A 16,356-nucleotide genomic window follows, 5' to 3' on the forward strand; every position below is an offset into this window, starting at 1 on the left:
GTCAGCCCGCCGCCCCGCCGTCCGCGAGGGCCGTCCCGGTCGCCGCGGCTCCGTGGGGCAGCGCGCGGGAGGGGTCGTCCCCGGTCCCGACCATCTGGTTCTTGTCGTCGACGAAGACGATCCGGGGCTCGTGGTCGGCGAGTTCGTCCTCGGTGAGCTGCGCGTACCCGATGACGATCACCAGGTCGCCGGGCTGGACGAGCCGTGCCGCCGCTCCGTTGACGCCGATGACCCCGGAGCCGGCGGGCCCCTCGATCACGTACGTCTCCAGGCGTGCGCCGTTGTCGATGTCGACGACGTGGATGAGTTCGCCGGGCAGCAGGTCCGCCGCCCGCATCAGATCGGAGTCGATCGTCAGCGATCCCACGTAGTGCAGGTCGGCCCGGGTGACGGTGGCCCGGTGGATCTTCGACTTCAGCATCGTCCTGAGTTTCATGGTCATCCCCGCTGAGAGGTTGCGGTCCGGCCAGCAGCATGCGCGAGGGCCGCGAGCCGCCCCAGCCCCCTTCAGCGGGGCCGATGGGGCACCGGTGACGGTGGCCCATCGGGCACCCCGGGAGGGGCGGGGCCGATCCCCGGGCTCCGCCTTCGCGCGCCGGTGGGCGTTCCGCGGCCTCGTGGCGCGGGGCGAGGGCCCCGGTCCGCGATCCCGGTGTTCCCGTGTGTTCCGACCCACCCCACCCGCACGCAAGGCGATGTTTCAGGCGTTACATCTTCCGTCCACCGGACATGAGTTATAACGTCCCCGCCAGTGGAATGCGGCACTCCGCACGCGCCGCGCCCACTTCCCCCATCACGTCGATCCCACACCTGAGGAGGGTGGTCGATGAAGGAACAGGTGCTCGACTGCCATGTCATGGACCTGCACATTCCCCGCCGTTCCCCGCTCCTTCTCGATGTGGCGGTACTCCACGCGGACGAGGTCGTCAGACGGGGCCTGGAAACCCTGCTGCGCCACCTGGACGACGTCGGCTCCGTCCACACCGCCGCCTCCGCCGAGCTGCTCGGCCAGACGCTCGCCCACGTCACCCCGGACATCCTGCTGCTGCCCGCGTCCCTGGAGACCCCCACGCTCCGGGAACTGACCGGGGCGGCGCGGGAGGCCGGGACCAAGGTCCTCTTACTGCTCAGCGAGCTCGACCGGTACCACGTCCGGCGGGTCAGCGGCCTGGCCGTCGACGGCTTCCTCCAGGAGTCCGGACTGAGCGCCGAGGCACTCAACCAGGCGGTCACCGACGTCAGACGGGGCGAGATACCCGCGCCCCCGGGGCTGGTGCGGGAACTGCTGGCGGTGGTGAAGGCCGGGGAACGCCCCAGCCGCGGGCCGCAGCTCACCCCCCGGGAGGAGGAGGCGCTCGCCCTGCTGGTGCAGGGCATGAGCAACAAGCAGATCGCCCGCCGCCTCGGCATCTCCGAGCACGGGGCCAAGCGCCACGTCTCCAACGTGCTGGCCAAACTCAACTGCCCCAACCGCACGGTGGCCGCGGTCGTCGCCGTCCAGGCGGGCATCGCGGCGGCTCCGGCGCCGTGACCGTGCGGACGGGGCGGCGGCGCGGGGCACCGGGCCCGACCGGGCACCGCGTCCCGGGGACCCCGCACGGCCGCTCCGTCCGACCGTCGCCCTCGACGGCACCGGCTCCTAGGGTGTCGCCCCCGAGGAGCGGCCGGAACGGCTCCCGACCCGGCCGCTCCTCGGGGCGGCAGCCCACCGTTGCGAAAGGCGACCCCATGCGGAGCACCAGGACCGACCCCTCCGGACCCTCCGACCGGGACGACGGCCGCGCGCCGCGGACCGCCGTGGACGCCTTCCGGTCCCTGATGAGCGGCTTCCCCAGCGGCGTCGCGGTGGTGACCACCGTGGACGGGTCCGGCGCACCGCGCGGACTGACCTGCACGTCGATGTGCGGCGTGGGCCTGCACCCGCCGAGCCTGCTGGTGTGCGTCGACAACCGCAGCGGCACGCTGCGTGCGCTGTGCGAGAGCGGAGCGTTCGCCGTGAACCTGCTGCACACCGGGGGCCGGAGCACGGCCGAGACCTTCGCCACGCGGGGACGGGACCGGTTCGCCGAGGTGGCGTGGGAGCCGACGGCACGGTACCGGGTGCCCCGGCTGACCGAGGACGCCCACGCGACGGCCGAGTGCCGGGTGCTCCGCACCCATCCGGCAGGTGACCACACGGTCGTCATCGGGGCCGTCGAGGAGGTCCTCAGCCGGCCGGGCGCACCACTGCTGTACGGCCGGCGGCGGTTCGCCGACTGGTCCCGGCTCGCGGAGCCGACCACCGGCGAGAGGTGACGCCCGCTTCGGCGGGAGCACCCGTACCCGCACGGGGCGGTGCCCGGAGCGCTTCCGCTCCGGGCACCGCCCCGCCCCCCGTGCTCAGCCCTGGAGCCGAGCCAGATACGCGTGCTGGGCGGGCAGTTCGGCGACCAGCCGCTCGCTCTGCCGGCGCACGTCCGCGAACTGCCGCTCCGCCTCCGCGCCGTCCAGCAGCTCCAGCGCCGGATGGACGCGGGCCGGGTGGTGTCCCAGCCCGAGCAGCATCACGGCGTAGGAGTAGGGATCGAAGCCGTGGTAGTACGGGTAGACCCCGCCGCCGTCGGGCAGGCGGGCCTCCCATCCCCGCAGCCGTTCGGCCATCCCCTCGGGCAGGGCCCGCTCCTTGGCGGCCTTCCAGTAGGGGGTGTCGGCACGGGCGGCGGCCCGGTAGTGGAGGGTCAGGAACTCCCGCACGCCCTCCAGGCAGCAGGCGACCCGGTCGTTGTAGGCGTCGACGAGCGCCGGGTCCCAGTCCTCCCCCGGGAAGTGCTTGACCAACTGCTCGATGCCGTGCTGGATGAAGAAGATGCCGGTCGACTCCAGCGGCTCGACGAAGCCGCTGGACAGGCCGACGGCGACGCAGTTCTTCACCCAGGAGCGCCGGTTGCGCCCGATCCGCATCCGGATGTGGTTGGCCTCCAGCCCCTCCGCGCGGGGCCCGACGAAGCTCCGCAGCTCCTTCTCGGCCTCCTCGGGGGAGCAGAACTGCGAGGAGTAGACGTAGCCGGTGCCGATCCGCCCGAACAGCGGGATGGTCCAGATCCAGCCGCTGTCGCGGGCGGACGCCGTGGTGTAGGGGGCCATGCCCTCGCGCTCGACGTCCGTGGGCACCCGCAGGGCCACCGCGCGGTCGTTGGGCAGGACGTCCTGGAAGGACACGAAGTCCTCCCCCAGCGTCTTGTTGAGCAGCAGGCCCCGGAAGCCGGTGCAGTCGATGAACAGGTCGCCCCGGATCTCTCCGTGCTCACGGGTGACCAGGTGGGAGATCCAGCCGCGGTCGTCCTGCCGGACCTCCACGACGTCGTCCAGGACGCGGCGCACCCCCCGCCGGGTCCCGAAGTCGGCGAGGAAGGTGGCGAGCCGGGCGGCGTCGAAGTGGTACGCGTAGGGGAACTGGGTGTCCTGCTGGCTCATCGTCGTGCGCCGCAAGCGGTCACCGCCGTCGTGCAGCGAACGCTCGAAGAGCTCACCGTCGAAGTGCTTGGGCGAGCGCTTGGCCTCGCACAGGGCGGGCAGCACGTAGCAGGCCTCGTCGAACCGCCGGCCGTCGCGGCCACCGGACTTGAGCCACCAGTCGGCGAGCGAGAAGCCGTCCGCCACCCGCAGGCGTTCGAACGGGTGGTAGAAGTGCTCGCCGGTGCCGCGCCAGTTCTCGAAACGGATGGCCAGCTTGTACGAGGCGTTGCAGGAGGGCATCCACTCGTGCTCGGCCAGGCCGAGGTAGTCGAAGAAGTGGCGGACGGTGCTGAAGGTCGCCTCGCCCACACCGACGGTGGGGACGTCCGCCGACTCCACGAGGGTCACGGGCAGCCGGTCGCCGAAGGTGGCGCGCAGGTAGGTGGCCGTCATCCAGCCCGCCGTACCGCCGCCGACGATCACCACGCTGTTGACCATGCGGTCTGTCTCCTTCCGGGGTCTGCGGGCCTACCGGGGCGACCTGGGGGAGTCACCCGGCGTCTCCGCCACATCGGTCGTCCTCGGCCGCCGGACCGGCGGCGAGCGTGTCGCGCGACTCCCACAGGTGGGGGAAGAAGCGGTGCCGCAGGGTGCGCTCCAGGTACCCGATCTCGGTGCCCCCGGTCCCCCGGGCGGAGCCGCCGACCATGCGGCGCACCAGCGCGACGTGCTCGGTGCGCCAGCGCAGCCACAGCTCGTCGTAGTCCATGAGCTGCTCACTGACGACGTACAGGGGCGAGGCGGCGCCCTCGTCGGTGTACAGCTCCGCCCAGTCGTCCACGCCCGCGCGGCGGCCCGCCTCCCGGTGGGCGTCGGCGACACTGCGTCGCCCCAGGTTCCGGACGACCGCGTCGGGCAGCGCCCCGCCGCAGACCCCGCGCAGATCGCGCAGATAGCCCTCCTCCCGCAGCCCCGAGCAGAGCTCCAGCTCGCGGAACTGCGCGGACTGGAAGCCGCTCGCCTCACCGAGCAGGTTCCGGAAAGCGTGGAAGCTGTGCGGCGGCAGGTCCCGCAGGCTGCGCATCTGGACCAGGAGCGCGGTCATCACGTCGTTGATCCGGCGCATGACCGTGCAGCACTCCGGGAGCCGGTCGGCGTCCAGGAGCACGACCATCCGCCGCAGGTCGTGGGCGAGCAGCTTGAACCACAGCTCCATCGACTGGTGCACGACGATGAAGTGCAGCTCGTCCGGGTGGTCGCCGCGCGGCCGCTGGAGGTCGAGGAGGGTGGTCAACTCCAGGTAGTCGTCGTAGGTGAGCGTGCGGTCGGCGGCTTCCCGCCGCCGGCCCAGTGCCGTCACCATGGCGTGGCTCCTTCCGTCCTGGTTCGCGTCCCGGCTCCCGCTCCGGCGCCGTCGTGAGCACGGACCGGACCGCGGGAGGCGTCGCCGGCCGGCGGGCCGGGCGGCACCGGTGCCGTCGGCGCGCGGAGGAGGGTCGGCCGTGCGGCGTCGGGCATGCGTCTCTCCGGAGGTCGTCCGCGTCCGGCCACGGCCGGGGTGTCCGACCCTTCCCCTTCCGCGCGGCCGGGGGCAGCCCCGGTGGGAGTGGCAGACCGGACGGCTCCGACGTACCCGGTCAGGCACGCCGACCGCGTCCGGCCGCCTTCCCGGCCACGCGGTGGAGCCCGGCGCCTCCCGCGATCGGGACGCACCGGGCTCCACCGGACGTGGACGCCGGCCCGTGCTAGCGCGGATGGTCGGCGAGGACCTCCAGGAGGCGGTCGACGTCCGCGCCGCTGTTGTACAGGTGGAAGGAGGCGCGGAGGTTGCCCGCCCGCGCGGAGACCTCGACGCCCGCCTTGGCCAGCGCCGGCGCGGCGTCGCCCAGCCCCGGCACCGCGACGACGGCCGAGTCGGCCGGAACGGGACGGTGGCCCAGCTCCGTCGCCCCGGCACGGAACCGCGCGGCCAGCTCCCGGTTGTGGGTTCCGATCGCCGCCGGGCCGAGCTCCGCGATCAGCGCCAGGGAGGGCACGGCGCCGAGGAAGGGCAGGAAGGGCGGGGACTCGTCGAAGCGGCGCGCGGAGCGGGCGAGCTCGTCGATCGGTCCGTAGCACGCGTCCCAGGGCCGCTCCCCCGCGACCCACCCGGCGTGGGCGGGGACGAGGCCGCCCCCGTCCTCGGGCACGGTGAGGAACGACGTGCCGCGCGGGCACAGCAGCCACTTGTAGGCGCCGCAGACGGTGAAGTCCGCGAGCTCGGGGTCCATGGGCAGCCAGCCGGTCGACTGCGTGGTGTCGACGAGGACCCGGGCCCCGGCGGCCCGGGCGGCGGCGCGCACGGCCGCGAGGTCGGCCACGCGGCCGTCGGCGGACTGCACGGCGCTCACCGCGACCAGTCCCGTCCCCGGCCGCACCGCGTCCGCCAGCCCCTCCAGCGGCACCTGCCGCAGCCGCAGGTCGGGGCGGACGTGGAAGGGGTTGACGAGGGAACTGAAGTCGCCGTCGGCGACGAGCACTTCGGTACCGGCGGGGAGGGACTGGGCGATCAGCCCGACGTGCACCGCCACGGCCGACCCGGTCGCGACCCGCTCGGCGGGCAGGCCGACGAGGGCGGCGAAGGCGGCGCGGGCCTCCTCGACCCGTTCGTAGTAGGCGGTCTGGTCCATGCGCGCCTCGGCCATCTCCTGGACGGCGGTGCGCAGTACGGCCGCGGTCCGGGCGGGGAAGATCCCGTGGGCGGCGGTGTTGAGGTACGTGGTCTGCGGTGCGAACTCCTGGCTCAACGAACTCGGCATGATCGCATTCTCCGGCGGCCGGGAGCCCGCTGTCCATGGCGAGTATCGTTCACCTTTCTCAAAGCCTGCCTTATCCCCGCAGGTCAGCCGCGTGGATGAGGCCCGACTCCCCCGCGTGGGGGAGACGGGTCGTCGTTCGGCAGGAGGTGGGACGGGGGCCGCCGCCGCCAGAGTCGTCACCATGGACAGACTGCTTCGGCTCCGCCCCGCGCTGTGCGCCCTGGCGCTCCTCTCCTGCCTCCCCTACATGACGCTCAAGCTGGTCTGGACGAGCGGCGGGGAGGTCGGCATCCCGGCCGGGAGTCCGCTCCTGGAGCCCGGGTCGGCCGGGGTCATGGCGGCCGTCAACGGAGCGACGCTGCTCATGGACGCCGGCGTCGTCGTGCTGGCCCTCGCCCTGACCCGCCCGTGGGGACGGCGGCTGCCGGCGCCGCTGCTCCTGGCACCGCTGTGGGCGGCGTCCGGGCTGCTGGGGCCGGTGCTGCTCAGCACGGTGCTGGACACGGCGCTCCGGCTGGGCGCCGCCCGTCCCGCACCGCCCTCGGAACCGTTCCTGGACGCCTGGGTCTTCACCGTCGTCTACACCGGATTCAGCCTCCAGGCCCTCGCGCTGGGCGGACTGCTGGCCGCCTACGTCGGGCAGCGCTGGGGTGCGCGCCTGCGGGGCGGCGGCGCGGCCCCGCGGGCGGCCGGGCCGCGCCGATCCGCCGCCCTCGCGGCGGCGTTGGCCGCCGTCCCGTTCACCGCCCACCTGGGGCGGGGGCTCGGGGCCGGCGGGGACGGGACCGTCCCCGTGAGCGTCGTGCTGGCCCTCGCGGCGCTGTCCGCCGGTGCGGGGGCCCTGCGGCTGGGGCTGCGGCCGCGCGGGCCGTGGCGGGGGGCGGCCGTGGTGGGCACCTGGTGCGGCGGGGCGGCCCTCGCCGCCTGGGGGGCGTGGTGGCTGCTCGTGCCGCTCCTCGACGCCCCCGTCTCCACGGCGGACGGCCCGTCCGTGCTGTGGCGGCTCACCTATGCTGCCCAGGTGATCACCGGTCTCGTGACGCTCGGCGTGCTGGCGGGCGTCACCGCGCGCCGACCGGAGCCCGCCCGGCCCGCCCGGCCCGTCCGGCCGCAGTGCTGAGCCGCTCGGGCCGCCGCCTGCGCCGCCTCGCACGGCGCTGGGCGCACCTGCTGCTGGGCGGCGCCCTGTTGATGCCGTTCTTCCTCCTCTCCTCCGTTCTGGTGGGTCTCGCCACCGGTGCGGCGAGCGTGCCGGTGGCGGACGTCCCCGGCCAGCTGGCCGCGTACGCCCTCGCCCTGCCCTGCGCCGCCCTCGTCGGACTCTCCCCGCCGGTGCGGCCGTTGTCGGTGGCGGCGGTGCGGGCGCTGGGAGGTGTCGCCGCCGACCGGCTCGCCGACACCCCGGCCCGTTCCCCGTCGGCACGGCGGCGCGCGGCGGGCTGGTTCACGCTGCACACCGGCCTCGGGGCCCTCGTCAGCGGTGCGACGCTGGCCGTCCCGCCCGCCACGGTCGTGCTCGTGGCCACGCCCTTCTCCGCCGCCGTGCGCGGCTCCGGTCTCGGCTGGCCGCTCGGCTCCCCGTGGCTCGGCCCGGTGGCCGGACTGCTGCTGCTCACCGTGCCGGTGGGCGCGGCGGCGGGCGCCGGACGGGTGCTGGCACGGTGCGCCCCCGTGCTGCTCGGGCCGAGCCCGGCCGACCGGCTCGCCGCCGCCGAGGAGCGGGCCGAACGCCTGGCGGTCCGCAACCGGCTGGCCCGGGAGCTGCACGACGCCGTCGGTCACGCGCTGAGCGCCGTCACGCTCCAGGCGGGCGCGGCACGCCGGGTGCTCGACCACGATCCGGGGTTCGTCCGGGAGGCGCTCGCGGCGATCGAGACCACGACGCGGGACGCGGTGGCCGAACTCGACGCCGTGCTCGGCACGTTGCGGGAGGACGCCGAGGACGCCGGGCCGGAGCGGCGCGCCCCCGCCCCGACGCTGGCGGCCCTGCCGACGCTGCTGGCCCACGTCCGGGCCGCCGGAGCCGAGGTCGCGGCGCACCTGCCGGAGGACCTGGAGGGCCTACCGGCATCCGCCTCCCGCGAGGCGTACCGGATCGTGCAGGAGGGGCTGTCCAACGCGCTGCGGTACGCGGCCTTGGACCTTCCGATCCGGCTCGACGTGACCAGGAGGGACGAGGAGTTGACCATCACGCTCACGAACGCCGTGCCGGGACCCGCGCGGCGCGGGCGCACCGGCGGGCGCGGGCTGCGCGGCATGGCCGAACGGGCGGCGCTGCTCGGCGGCACGGTCGAGGCGGGTCCGTGCGCGGACGGCTGGCGCGTCGCGGCGCGGCTTCCGCTGCGGGGTGCGCGATGAGCGCGACGCGGATCGTGCTCGCCGACGACGAACGGCTCGTGCGGGTCGCGCTGCGGGCCATCCTGGGGTGCGAGCCGGACCTGGAGGTCGTCGGCGAGGCGGCCACGGGGGCCGAGGCCGTGTCCGTGGTGCGCGCACTGCGCCCGGACCTCGTCCTCATGGACGTGCGGATGCCCGAGGTGGACGGCATCCGCGCCACGGAGCGGCTGCTGGCGACGCTGGACCCGCCACCGCGCGTCGTCGTCCTCACTACCTTCGAGAACGACGCGTCCGTCTACGCGGCGCTGCGGGCCGGGGCCGTCGGATTCCTGCTCAAGCGGACCGCCGCGGAGGATCTGGTGCGGGCCGTGCGACTGGCCGCCCGCAGCGACACCCTGCTGTTCCCCGCGGCGGTGCGGGCCCTGGCGGCCCACCACGCGCCCGGTACCCGGGACACCCTCACCCCCCGGCTGTCCGCCCGGGAGGCGGAGGTGCTGCGCCTGATGGCCGAGGGCCTGAGCAACGCGGAGATCGCCGAGCGGCTGACCGTGGGTGCCGAGACGGTCAAGTCCCACGTGGCGGCGGTGCTCGCCGAACTGGGCGCCCGGGACCGCACCCAGGCGGTGATCACCGCGTACGAGCACGGCTTCGTCCGCCCCGGTGGACGGGGCTGAGCCGCCGCCGGCGCCCGGCGCGGACACCGCAGCCGCACGCCGGGGGGGCACGGAAGGGGCCGGGCCCCCTCCCCCGATTGCCACAGGTCACCCGAACGCCGCAACGGCGATCCTGAGCTGCGAGGACGCTCCGCCGCCCGGCCCGCCCGGCGGCGAAACGCGGACGGCCCGCGCCCGATCGCCTCGCGGCGGCCCCCGGCGCCCGGTTTCCTCGGCACATGAGTGCCGAACCCCGGCCTGGTGCTGAAGGAGTGAGCAGGATGCGCCCAGCCCGTGCCCTGACCGGTCTCGTGCTGTCCATAGCCGCCCCGGCGGCGTCGGGACTCACGGCGGCGCCCGCCCTCGCCGCGGACGCCTCGGTGAGCGGCGGCGCCACCGGGTCCCTGGCCGCCGCGGCGGTGCTCGCCCTGGGCGCGGCGGGCGGGAGCTGGCTGCTGCACCGGCGCGACCGGGACCGGCCCTGAGCGGCTGCGGCCGAGCACCGTCGAGGACCCGCCGGAGGCACACGATGGACCGAGCGCAGCGCCGCCGCGAGACGATCGCCGCGACCCTGACGGCGGTCGGGCTGTGCGCCGGGGTGTGGCTCATCGACCACAGCCCGCAGGACGAAATGCCCCCGCAACCCGCACCCGAGCAGGCCGTCGCCCCCTCCGAACGGCCGGAGGTCGCCGCCGGCTCGGGCGCCATCGTGCCGCTGCCGCCCGCGGAACCCGTGCGGGTGCGCATACCCGGCGTCCGGGTCGACGCGGCCGTCATGCCGCTCGGCCTGGAGGAGGACGGCAGCCTGGAGGTGCCCCCGCAGACGGCCGTGAACCTCACCGGCTGGTACCAGGGCGGGGCGACGCCCGGCTCCCGGGGGACGGCCATCATCGCCGGGCACGTCGACAACGCGTCGGGGCCGAGCGTCTTCTACGGCCTCGGGGCGCTCACGCGGGGGGACACCGTCGCCGTGGACCGGGTGGACGGGCTGACCGCCGAGTTCCGCATCCACGCCGTAGAGGTCCACGACCGGGACGCCTTCCCCGACGAGAAGGTCTACGGCCCCTCCGAGCGGGCCGAGATACGGCTCATCACCTGCGGCGGCGGCTACTCCAGCACGGAGGGCTACCTCGGCAACGTCGTCGTCTACGGCCACCTGACGGCCATCACCGTCACCCCCGACACCACCGCGGCGGCCGCCCGCGGGCCGGGCTGAGCCGGCGCCGGGCCCGGCGGAACCGTGCCGCCCGGCCGGTCGTTACGACGGGCATGACCGCAATGACTCCTGGCTCGAACCTGCCCCTCTCCGCGGCCCGGGTGGCCGTCGACGTCGCCGCTCCGGTGCGGCTGGACGTGTCGGGCCTGCTGATCACCGCCGACGGCAAGGTGCGTTCCGACGCCGACTTCGTCTTCTACAACCAGCCCTCCGCCCCGGGGGTCTCGCACAGCGGCGGCAGCGGTACCGACACCATCACCGTCGACACGGCCGCCGTCCCCGCCGAGATCGAGAAGGTGGTCGTCACGGCCAGCCTCGACGCTCCCGGGGCCACCTTCGCGGGCACCGAGCCGACCGGCACGGTGCGCGACGCCGCGTCCGGCGCGGTGGTGGCGACGTTCACCCCGCCGCGGCTCGGTCCGGAGACGGCGCTGGTCCTGGTGGAGGTCTACCGGCGCGGCGGCGGCTGGAAGGTGCGGGCCGTCGGCCAGGGGTACGCGAACGGTCTGGCGGGCATCGCCACGGACTTCGGGGTCACCGTGGAGGAGCCGGCCCCCGCCCCGGCGCCCGCCGCCCCGCCGGCGCCGCCCGCCCCGCCGGTCCCGCAGGCGGCCCCCGCACCGCAGCCCCCGGCCCAGCCGGCACCGCCCGCCCCGCCCGCACCGGGCGCGGGGAAGATCAACCTGGACAAGGGCCGCGTCGACCTGCGGAAGAACGAGACGGTCTCCCTGGTCAAGAACGACCGTCCGGTGCTCGGCGCCCTGCGCATGGGGCTCGGCTGGGAGCCCGCCTACCGGGGCAGGGACATCGACCTGGACGCCTCGGTCATCGCCTACGACGCCAACCGCAAGCCGATCGACGTCTGCTACTTCGGCAAGCTGAACATCCTACGCGGCGCGATCCAGCACTCCGGCGACAACCTCACCGGCGAGGGCGCGGGGGACGACGAGACGATCACCGTGCACCTGGACGGCCTCCCGCCGGAGGTCACGGGGCTGGTCTTCACCGTGAACTCCTACCGGGGGCAGAAGTTCAGCCAGGTGGCCAAGGCGTACTGCCGGCTGCTCGACACCGGCGGCCAGGAGCTGGTGCGCTTCGACCTGACGGAGTCCGAGCCGCGCACGGCGGTCCTCATGGCCAAGTTCATCCGGCAGTTCTCCGGCGAGTGGGAGATGACGGCGCTCGGGCACTTCCTCGACGCCCGCACCGCCCGCTCCCTGCTCAAGCCCGCCGGCCAGGCCCTGTGACCGCGCCGGCAGCGGTGCCGGTCGGGCACCGCTGACGCTGACGTCGAGCCCGGCGGGGCCGCCGGGCGACGCCGGGCCCCGGCCGCGCCCGGCTCAGGCGCGGCGGGAGCGGGCCTTGTAGGCGGCCTTGCGGGCCGCCTTGGCCGCCGTCCGGTCGGGGTGCACCCGGGCCATGGCCTCCAGCACCCGCGCCGTGGCCGGATGGTCGACGCGCCACGCCTTCTCGAAGAACCCGCTGTGCTGGGCCACGAGCCCGGCCATCAGTTCGCTCAGCTCCGGGGAGGCGGCCGTCGGGTCCTCGGGGTCCAGCTGGGCGGCGAGGGTGTCGACGGTGAGCCAGAAGATCAGCTCCTCGTCGGGCGGCGGCACGTCCCGCGCGCCCCGTTCGGCCAGCCAGACCCGGGCGAGCCCGCCCAGCTCGGCGTCGGACAGCACCGCGCGCAGGGCGGGCTCGGCCTCGGCACCGACCAGCGCCAGCCCCTGCTGGCACAGCAGGCGGCGGCGCGGAGCCAGGGCGTCGGCCCCCCGTGCGGCGCCGAGCAGCTCCTGGGCGGCCTCCGGGACGGGACGGCCCACGAGCCACTGCTCGAGCTCCGCCTGGGCCAGCTCCTCGGGGTAGCCGGACGCCGCACCGAGCAGGGCGGCCGCGTCCGCCTCCTTGAGGTCGCCGACGAGGGGGGCGGTGAACCCCGCCTCCAGCAGCCGGGCCCGCTCCCCGTGCACGCCCAGCGGCGTGAGGCGCACCATGCCGTACCGCGACAGCTCCTCGTCCTCCACCTCCTGGGCGGGCAACGGCTGTTCGTCGGCCTCTTGGAGCAACTCCTCGTCCATCGGGCGGTACTCGACCGCCCCGGCCGCCTCCAGACCGCGCAACTGCCCGTCCAGCAGCATCATCACGTCCGAGACCTCCTCCAGGACCGCGTCGGAGGGCTGCTCCGGGCCGTCGGGGTCGTCGGGCAGGACGAGCGACGCGGCCAGCACGGGCAGCGGCACCATGGCGCCCGAGGCGAGGGAGGGGTCGGTGGCGGTGAGGAGGTAGAGGTTGCCGAGCGCGCCGTCGAGCAGGTCGGCGGACTCCTCGGCCTCCCCCCCCAGCGCCTCGGGGTCGAGGGCCTCGGGGTCGAGCGTGCCGTCCGCGCCGGTGGCGTCCTCCAGGGCGTCCGCCAGCAGGCCCTCCATGGGGCGCAGGGCCGCCAGGCTGAGGGCGACCTCCCACACGTCGCGCCACAGCTCCAGGACGTCGGCCGGGCCGCCGGCGGTGAGCAGCTTCACGCTCTCCCCGGTGACCGCGACCTCCCCCGTCGCGGCGTCGTCGGCCGCCTCGTCGGCCGGTCCGGCGTCGGCGGCGTCCTCGGCGGGCAGGACTGCGGCCAGCCCCGTCTCGGTGGCGACCTGCCAGGCGTCGGCGAGCTCCTCGCGCCCCTCCGGCGTGGCCTCCAGCCCGAGCAGGTCGAGCGCCTCGGCGACCCTCGCCTCCGGGAGCTCGCCGCCCACCGTCAGGCGCACGCCGTCGCCGACCCACCGGGCGAGCGCGACGGCCCGGTTCAGCAGCGGCACGGCGAGCGCGTCCCGGGCCAGCTCTGCCTCGGCGGGCAGCCGCACGGGCGGCATGGGCGGACGGTCGTCACCGGTCATCGGCGTCGGGCTCCTCGCGACGGGGAAGCGGAAGGGTGGGCGGTACGCACGGCGGTGGCACGAGAGGCCCCGTGGTGCACAGCGGTTGTCAGCCGGCCACCCAGCCTAGCGCCGCTTCGGCCGGTACTCGCCCGTACGCGCCCATCGCCCCGGGTTCACCGGTCCGCCTGTTCCGGGCCACTCCACGTGCCTTGACATCGCCTCAGCTCTGGGCGATTTTTACGCGCGTAGAAATCCCCCGCGCCACCCCCATCCCGTCCCGGAGGGACCGCACGTGACCACTCGACACCTCTCCCGCCCCACCGTGGCGCTGGCCGCGCTCACCGTCGCGGCCGTGACCTCGACGCTGCTCGGGGCGAACGCCTCGGCGTCCGGACCCGCCGCCGCCACCGACGTCCGCATCCACGACATCCAGGGCGACACCCGCATCAGCCCGCTCGTCGGCCGCCAGGTCTCCGACGTCTCCGGCGTGGTCACCGGTGTCCGGCCCTACGGCTCGCGCGGCTTCTGGTTCCAGGACCCGCGCGGTGACGGCGATCCGGCCACCAGCGAAGGCGTCTTCGTCTTCACCGGGAGCACGCCCGCGGTCCGCCCGGGCGACTCGGTGCGCGTCAGCGGCCGGGTCGGCGAGTACTACTACGGCGGTACCGGCTCGGGCAACCAGTCGGTGACGCAGATATCCGGCGCCGACGTCACTGTCGTCTCCTCCGGCCTCCCGCTGCCCGCCCCCGAGGTCCTCGACGAGGACGCGGTGCCCGAGCGGTACGCACCGCGCGGCGACGCCGCCGACGGCGGCATCGAGGAGCTGCGTCTGCGACCGGGCCGGTACGCGCTGGACCGCTACGAGTCCCTGGAGGGCATGAACGTCCGCGTCGACGACGTCCGCGTCGTCGGAGCCACCTCCCCCTACCACGACCTGTGGGTGAGCATCGAGCCGGAGCAGAACCCGACGGCGCGGGGCGGCACCCGGTACGGCGGGTACGACGAGCAGAACTCCGGGCGGCTGAAGGTCACGTCGTTGACGCCGGTCTCCGAGCGCCCCTTCCCCACCGCCGACACCGGCGACCGCCTGTCCGCCGGCGAGGGCCCGCTCGACTACGACCAGTACGGCGGCTACCTGCTGGCCGCCCGCGAGCTGGGCCGGGTGACGGACGGAGGGCTGCTCCGGGAGGAGACGCGCCCGCAGCGCCGCCACGAACTGGCCGTGGCCTCCTACAACGTCGAGAACCTCGACCCGGGCGACCCGCAGGCCACCTTCGACCGCCTCGCGGAGGGCGTCGTGCGGAACCTGGCCACGCCCGACATCCTCGCCCTGGAGGAGATCCAGGACGACTCCGGCCCCACGGACGACGGGACGGTCACGGCCGACGCGACGCTGCGCAGGCTCACCGACGCCATCGTCGCGGCGGGCGGCCCGCGCTACGCGTGGCGCGGCATCGCCCCGCAGGACAAGGAGGACGGCGGCCAGCCCGGCGGCAACATCCGCAACGTCTTCCTCTTCAACCCCCACCGGGTGTCGTTCGTGGACCGGGGCGAGGGCGACGCCACCACGGCGACGGGCGTCTTCAAGCGGCGCGGCAAGGCCGCACTGACCCACTCCCCCGGCCGGATCGACCCGCTCGACGCGGCCTGGGAGGACAGCCGCAAGCCGCTGGCGGGCGAGTTCCGCTTCCGCGGCCGCCCGGTCATCGTCGTCGCCAACCACTTCGCGTCCAAGGGCGGCGACCAGAGCCTGCACTCCCGCTTCCAACCGCCGACCCGTTCCTCCGAGGTGCAGCGGCTGCGGCAGGCCGAGGTGGTGAACTCCTTCGTCAAGGACGTGCTGGCGGTGCAGCGCAAGGCGAAGGTGGTGGTGCTCGGCGACATCAACGACTTCGAGTTCTCCCCCACCACCGAGGCGCTGACGGACGGCGGCGTCCTGTCCAGCGCGGTGTACGCGCTCGCGGCCGAGGACCGCTACACCTACGTCTACCAGGGCAACGCGCAGGTGCTCGACCAGACGCTGGTGTCCCCCGGCATCCGCCGCTACGACTACGACATCGTGCACACCAACGCCGAGTTCGCCGACCAGAGCAGCGACCACGACCCGCAGGTCATCCGCTTCCGCCCGTAGGCGGACGGCGGGTGGTCACGCGTACGGGCCCGGCCGTCCCCCGGGGCCGCCGGGCCCGTGCGGCGCCGCGACCTGCGGCCCGTAGGGCGCCGTGGCCGGCCCGTAGGGCCCCGGGGCGGCGGTGCCGGCGCCGGGCGCGGGGCGCGGGCGCGTCCCCTCGCCCAGCACGTCGCGGGCCAGCAGGGTGGCCCCGGCCACCGCGCCCGGCATGAGGAGGACGGCGACGAACGGCACGAGGAAGGCGGCGGCCAGCGGCACGCCGAACCCCAGGACGAGCGCCTTGCGGCGGCGCAGTACCCGCATCCGCTCCCGCACGGGCAGCCCGCGCCGCTGCATCGCCACCGACGCCAGCTCCACGGTGAGGAAGAAGCCGGAGACGCACAGCCCGACCACGGGCACGACCGTCTGCCCGACGAAGGGCACGAAGCCCAGGAGGAACAGCGGAATCGCGAAGACCAGCGCCCACATCAGGACGTAGAGGCTGTCGCACGCCGAGGTCCACAGCTCGCGCCACAGCGGCCGGTCCGGCCCGGCGGGGCAGCCGCCCTCGTCCTCCTCGACCTTCTCGGAGAGCTTCTCGTAGAAGGGGTCGCCGATGAGCAGTGTCACGGCGGTGAAGGTGAGGACGGCGAGCAGCAGCCCGCCCGCGAAGAGGACGACGCCGACCGAGACGCGCAGCGCCGTCCGCCACGCCGCGCCCCAGTCGTCGGCGAACGGGGTGGCCCACTGCGCGATGTCCCCGGCGTACACGCCGAGCGCGACCAGGGCGGCCAGGTAGAGGACGAGGGCGATGGCGGCCGGGATCAGGCCGAACCCGTACCACCGGCCGTTCCGCGCGACCCAGCCCTGCCCCTTGCCCAGGCAGCGCGCCCCCGTTGCGAGATCACTCATGGCCGTCAGCGTAACGGCCCCGGTGGCCGGC

General features: G+C 75.1%; 15 protein-coding genes. 9 read left to right on the top strand and 6 right to left on the bottom strand.

The features are described 5' to 3' along the window. Nucleotide 1: 1 nt before the first annotated feature. A complete protein-coding gene (gene panD / locus IF129_RS00490) occupies nt 2-436 on the bottom strand; it encodes an aspartate 1-decarboxylase (protein ID WP_224754188.1) in 435 nt (144 codons plus the stop codon). Between the two features lie 390 nt (nt 437-826). Between panD and IF129_RS00495 the strand changes: the two genes are divergently transcribed. Both IF129_RS00495 and IF129_RS00500 read left to right on the top strand, forming a co-directional pair. Next, a complete protein-coding gene (locus tag IF129_RS00495; RefSeq protein WP_191207367.1) occupies nt 827-1,531 on the top strand; it encodes a response regulator transcription factor in 705 nt (234 codons plus the stop codon). A gap of 197 nt (nt 1,532-1,728) precedes the next feature. Next, nucleotides 1,729-2,295 (top strand): flavin reductase family protein, encoded by a 567-nt coding sequence (locus tag IF129_RS00500; protein ID WP_191207368.1) that lies wholly within the window; start codon nt 1,729-1,731, stop codon nt 2,293-2,295. 84 nt (nt 2,296-2,379) lie between these two features. Here IF129_RS00500 and IF129_RS00505 read toward each other — a convergent pair whose 3' ends face one another. The 3 genes from IF129_RS00505 to IF129_RS00515 form a co-directional block, all read right to left on the bottom strand. Further along, nucleotides 2,380-3,933, bottom strand: coding sequence for a tryptophan halogenase family protein (locus tag IF129_RS00505; protein WP_191207369.1), 1,554 nt, complete (start codon nt 3,931-3,933; stop codon nt 2,380-2,382). Between the two features lie 52 nt (nt 3,934-3,985). After that, a complete protein-coding gene (locus IF129_RS00510; protein WP_191207370.1) occupies nt 3,986-4,798 on the bottom strand; it encodes a tryptophan 2,3-dioxygenase family protein in 813 nt (270 codons plus the stop codon). Between the two features lie 382 nt (nt 4,799-5,180). Continuing rightward, entirely contained in the window at nt 5,181-6,233 is a 1,053-nt protein-coding gene (locus tag IF129_RS00515; RefSeq protein ID WP_191207371.1) for an aminotransferase class V-fold PLP-dependent enzyme, read from the bottom strand. A gap of 181 nt (nt 6,234-6,414) precedes the next feature. Here IF129_RS00515 and IF129_RS00520 point away from each other — a divergent pair, with 181 nt between their 5' ends. The 6 genes from IF129_RS00520 to IF129_RS00545 all read left to right on the top strand — a co-directional run bounded on the left by IF129_RS00520 (nt 6,415) and on the right by IF129_RS00545 (nt 11,686). Then, complete coding sequence (locus tag IF129_RS00520) at nt 6,415-7,353, top strand: hypothetical protein (RefSeq protein ID WP_191207372.1); 939 nt, start codon at nt 6,415-6,417, stop codon at nt 7,351-7,353. A gap of 71 nt (nt 7,354-7,424) precedes the next feature. Then, a complete protein-coding gene (locus IF129_RS00525; protein ID WP_191208198.1) occupies nt 7,425-8,591 on the top strand; it encodes a sensor histidine kinase in 1,167 nt (388 codons plus the stop codon). Beyond that, nucleotides 8,588-9,244: a response regulator transcription factor gene (locus tag IF129_RS00530; protein WP_191207373.1), complete on the top strand. Its 657-nt coding sequence runs from the start codon at nt 8,588-8,590 to the stop codon at nt 9,242-9,244. The genes IF129_RS00525 and IF129_RS00530 overlap by 4 nt, the downstream gene beginning before the upstream one ends. Nucleotides 9,245-9,504: 260 nt before the next feature. Further along, nucleotides 9,505-9,708, top strand: a complete 204-nt coding sequence (locus IF129_RS00535) for a hypothetical protein (RefSeq protein ID WP_191207374.1) — start codon at nt 9,505-9,507, stop codon at nt 9,706-9,708. A 44-nt stretch (nt 9,709-9,752) separates the two neighbouring features. After that, nucleotides 9,753-10,439, top strand: a complete 687-nt coding sequence (locus IF129_RS00540) for a class F sortase (RefSeq protein ID WP_191207375.1) — start codon at nt 9,753-9,755, stop codon at nt 10,437-10,439. A 62-nt stretch (nt 10,440-10,501) separates the two neighbouring features. After that, complete coding sequence (locus tag IF129_RS00545; protein ID WP_191207376.1) at nt 10,502-11,686, top strand: TerD family protein; 1,185 nt, start codon at nt 10,502-10,504, stop codon at nt 11,684-11,686. A gap of 93 nt (nt 11,687-11,779) precedes the next feature. On the opposite strand, the gene IF129_RS00550 is transcribed toward IF129_RS00545, so the two are convergent. Next, nucleotides 11,780-13,321, bottom strand: coding sequence for a hypothetical protein (locus IF129_RS00550; protein WP_191207377.1), 1,542 nt, complete (start codon nt 13,319-13,321; stop codon nt 11,780-11,782). A gap of 274 nt (nt 13,322-13,595) precedes the next feature. Between IF129_RS00550 and IF129_RS00555 the strand changes: the two genes are divergently transcribed. After that, entirely contained in the window at nt 13,596-15,434 is a 1,839-nt protein-coding gene (locus IF129_RS00555) for an endonuclease/exonuclease/phosphatase family protein (protein WP_191207378.1), read from the top strand. Between the two features lie 15 nt (nt 15,435-15,449). Here IF129_RS00555 and IF129_RS00560 read toward each other — a convergent pair whose 3' ends face one another. After that, entirely contained in the window at nt 15,450-16,325 is an 876-nt protein-coding gene (locus IF129_RS00560; RefSeq protein ID WP_191207379.1) for an EI24 domain-containing protein, read from the bottom strand. Nucleotides 16,326-16,356: the final 31 nt, after the last annotated feature.

The organism is Streptomyces chumphonensis, from assembly GCF_014779715.1.
In the GTDB taxonomy this organism is placed as follows: domain Bacteria; phylum Actinomycetota; class Actinomycetes; order Streptomycetales; family Streptomycetaceae; genus Streptomyces; species Streptomyces chumphonensis.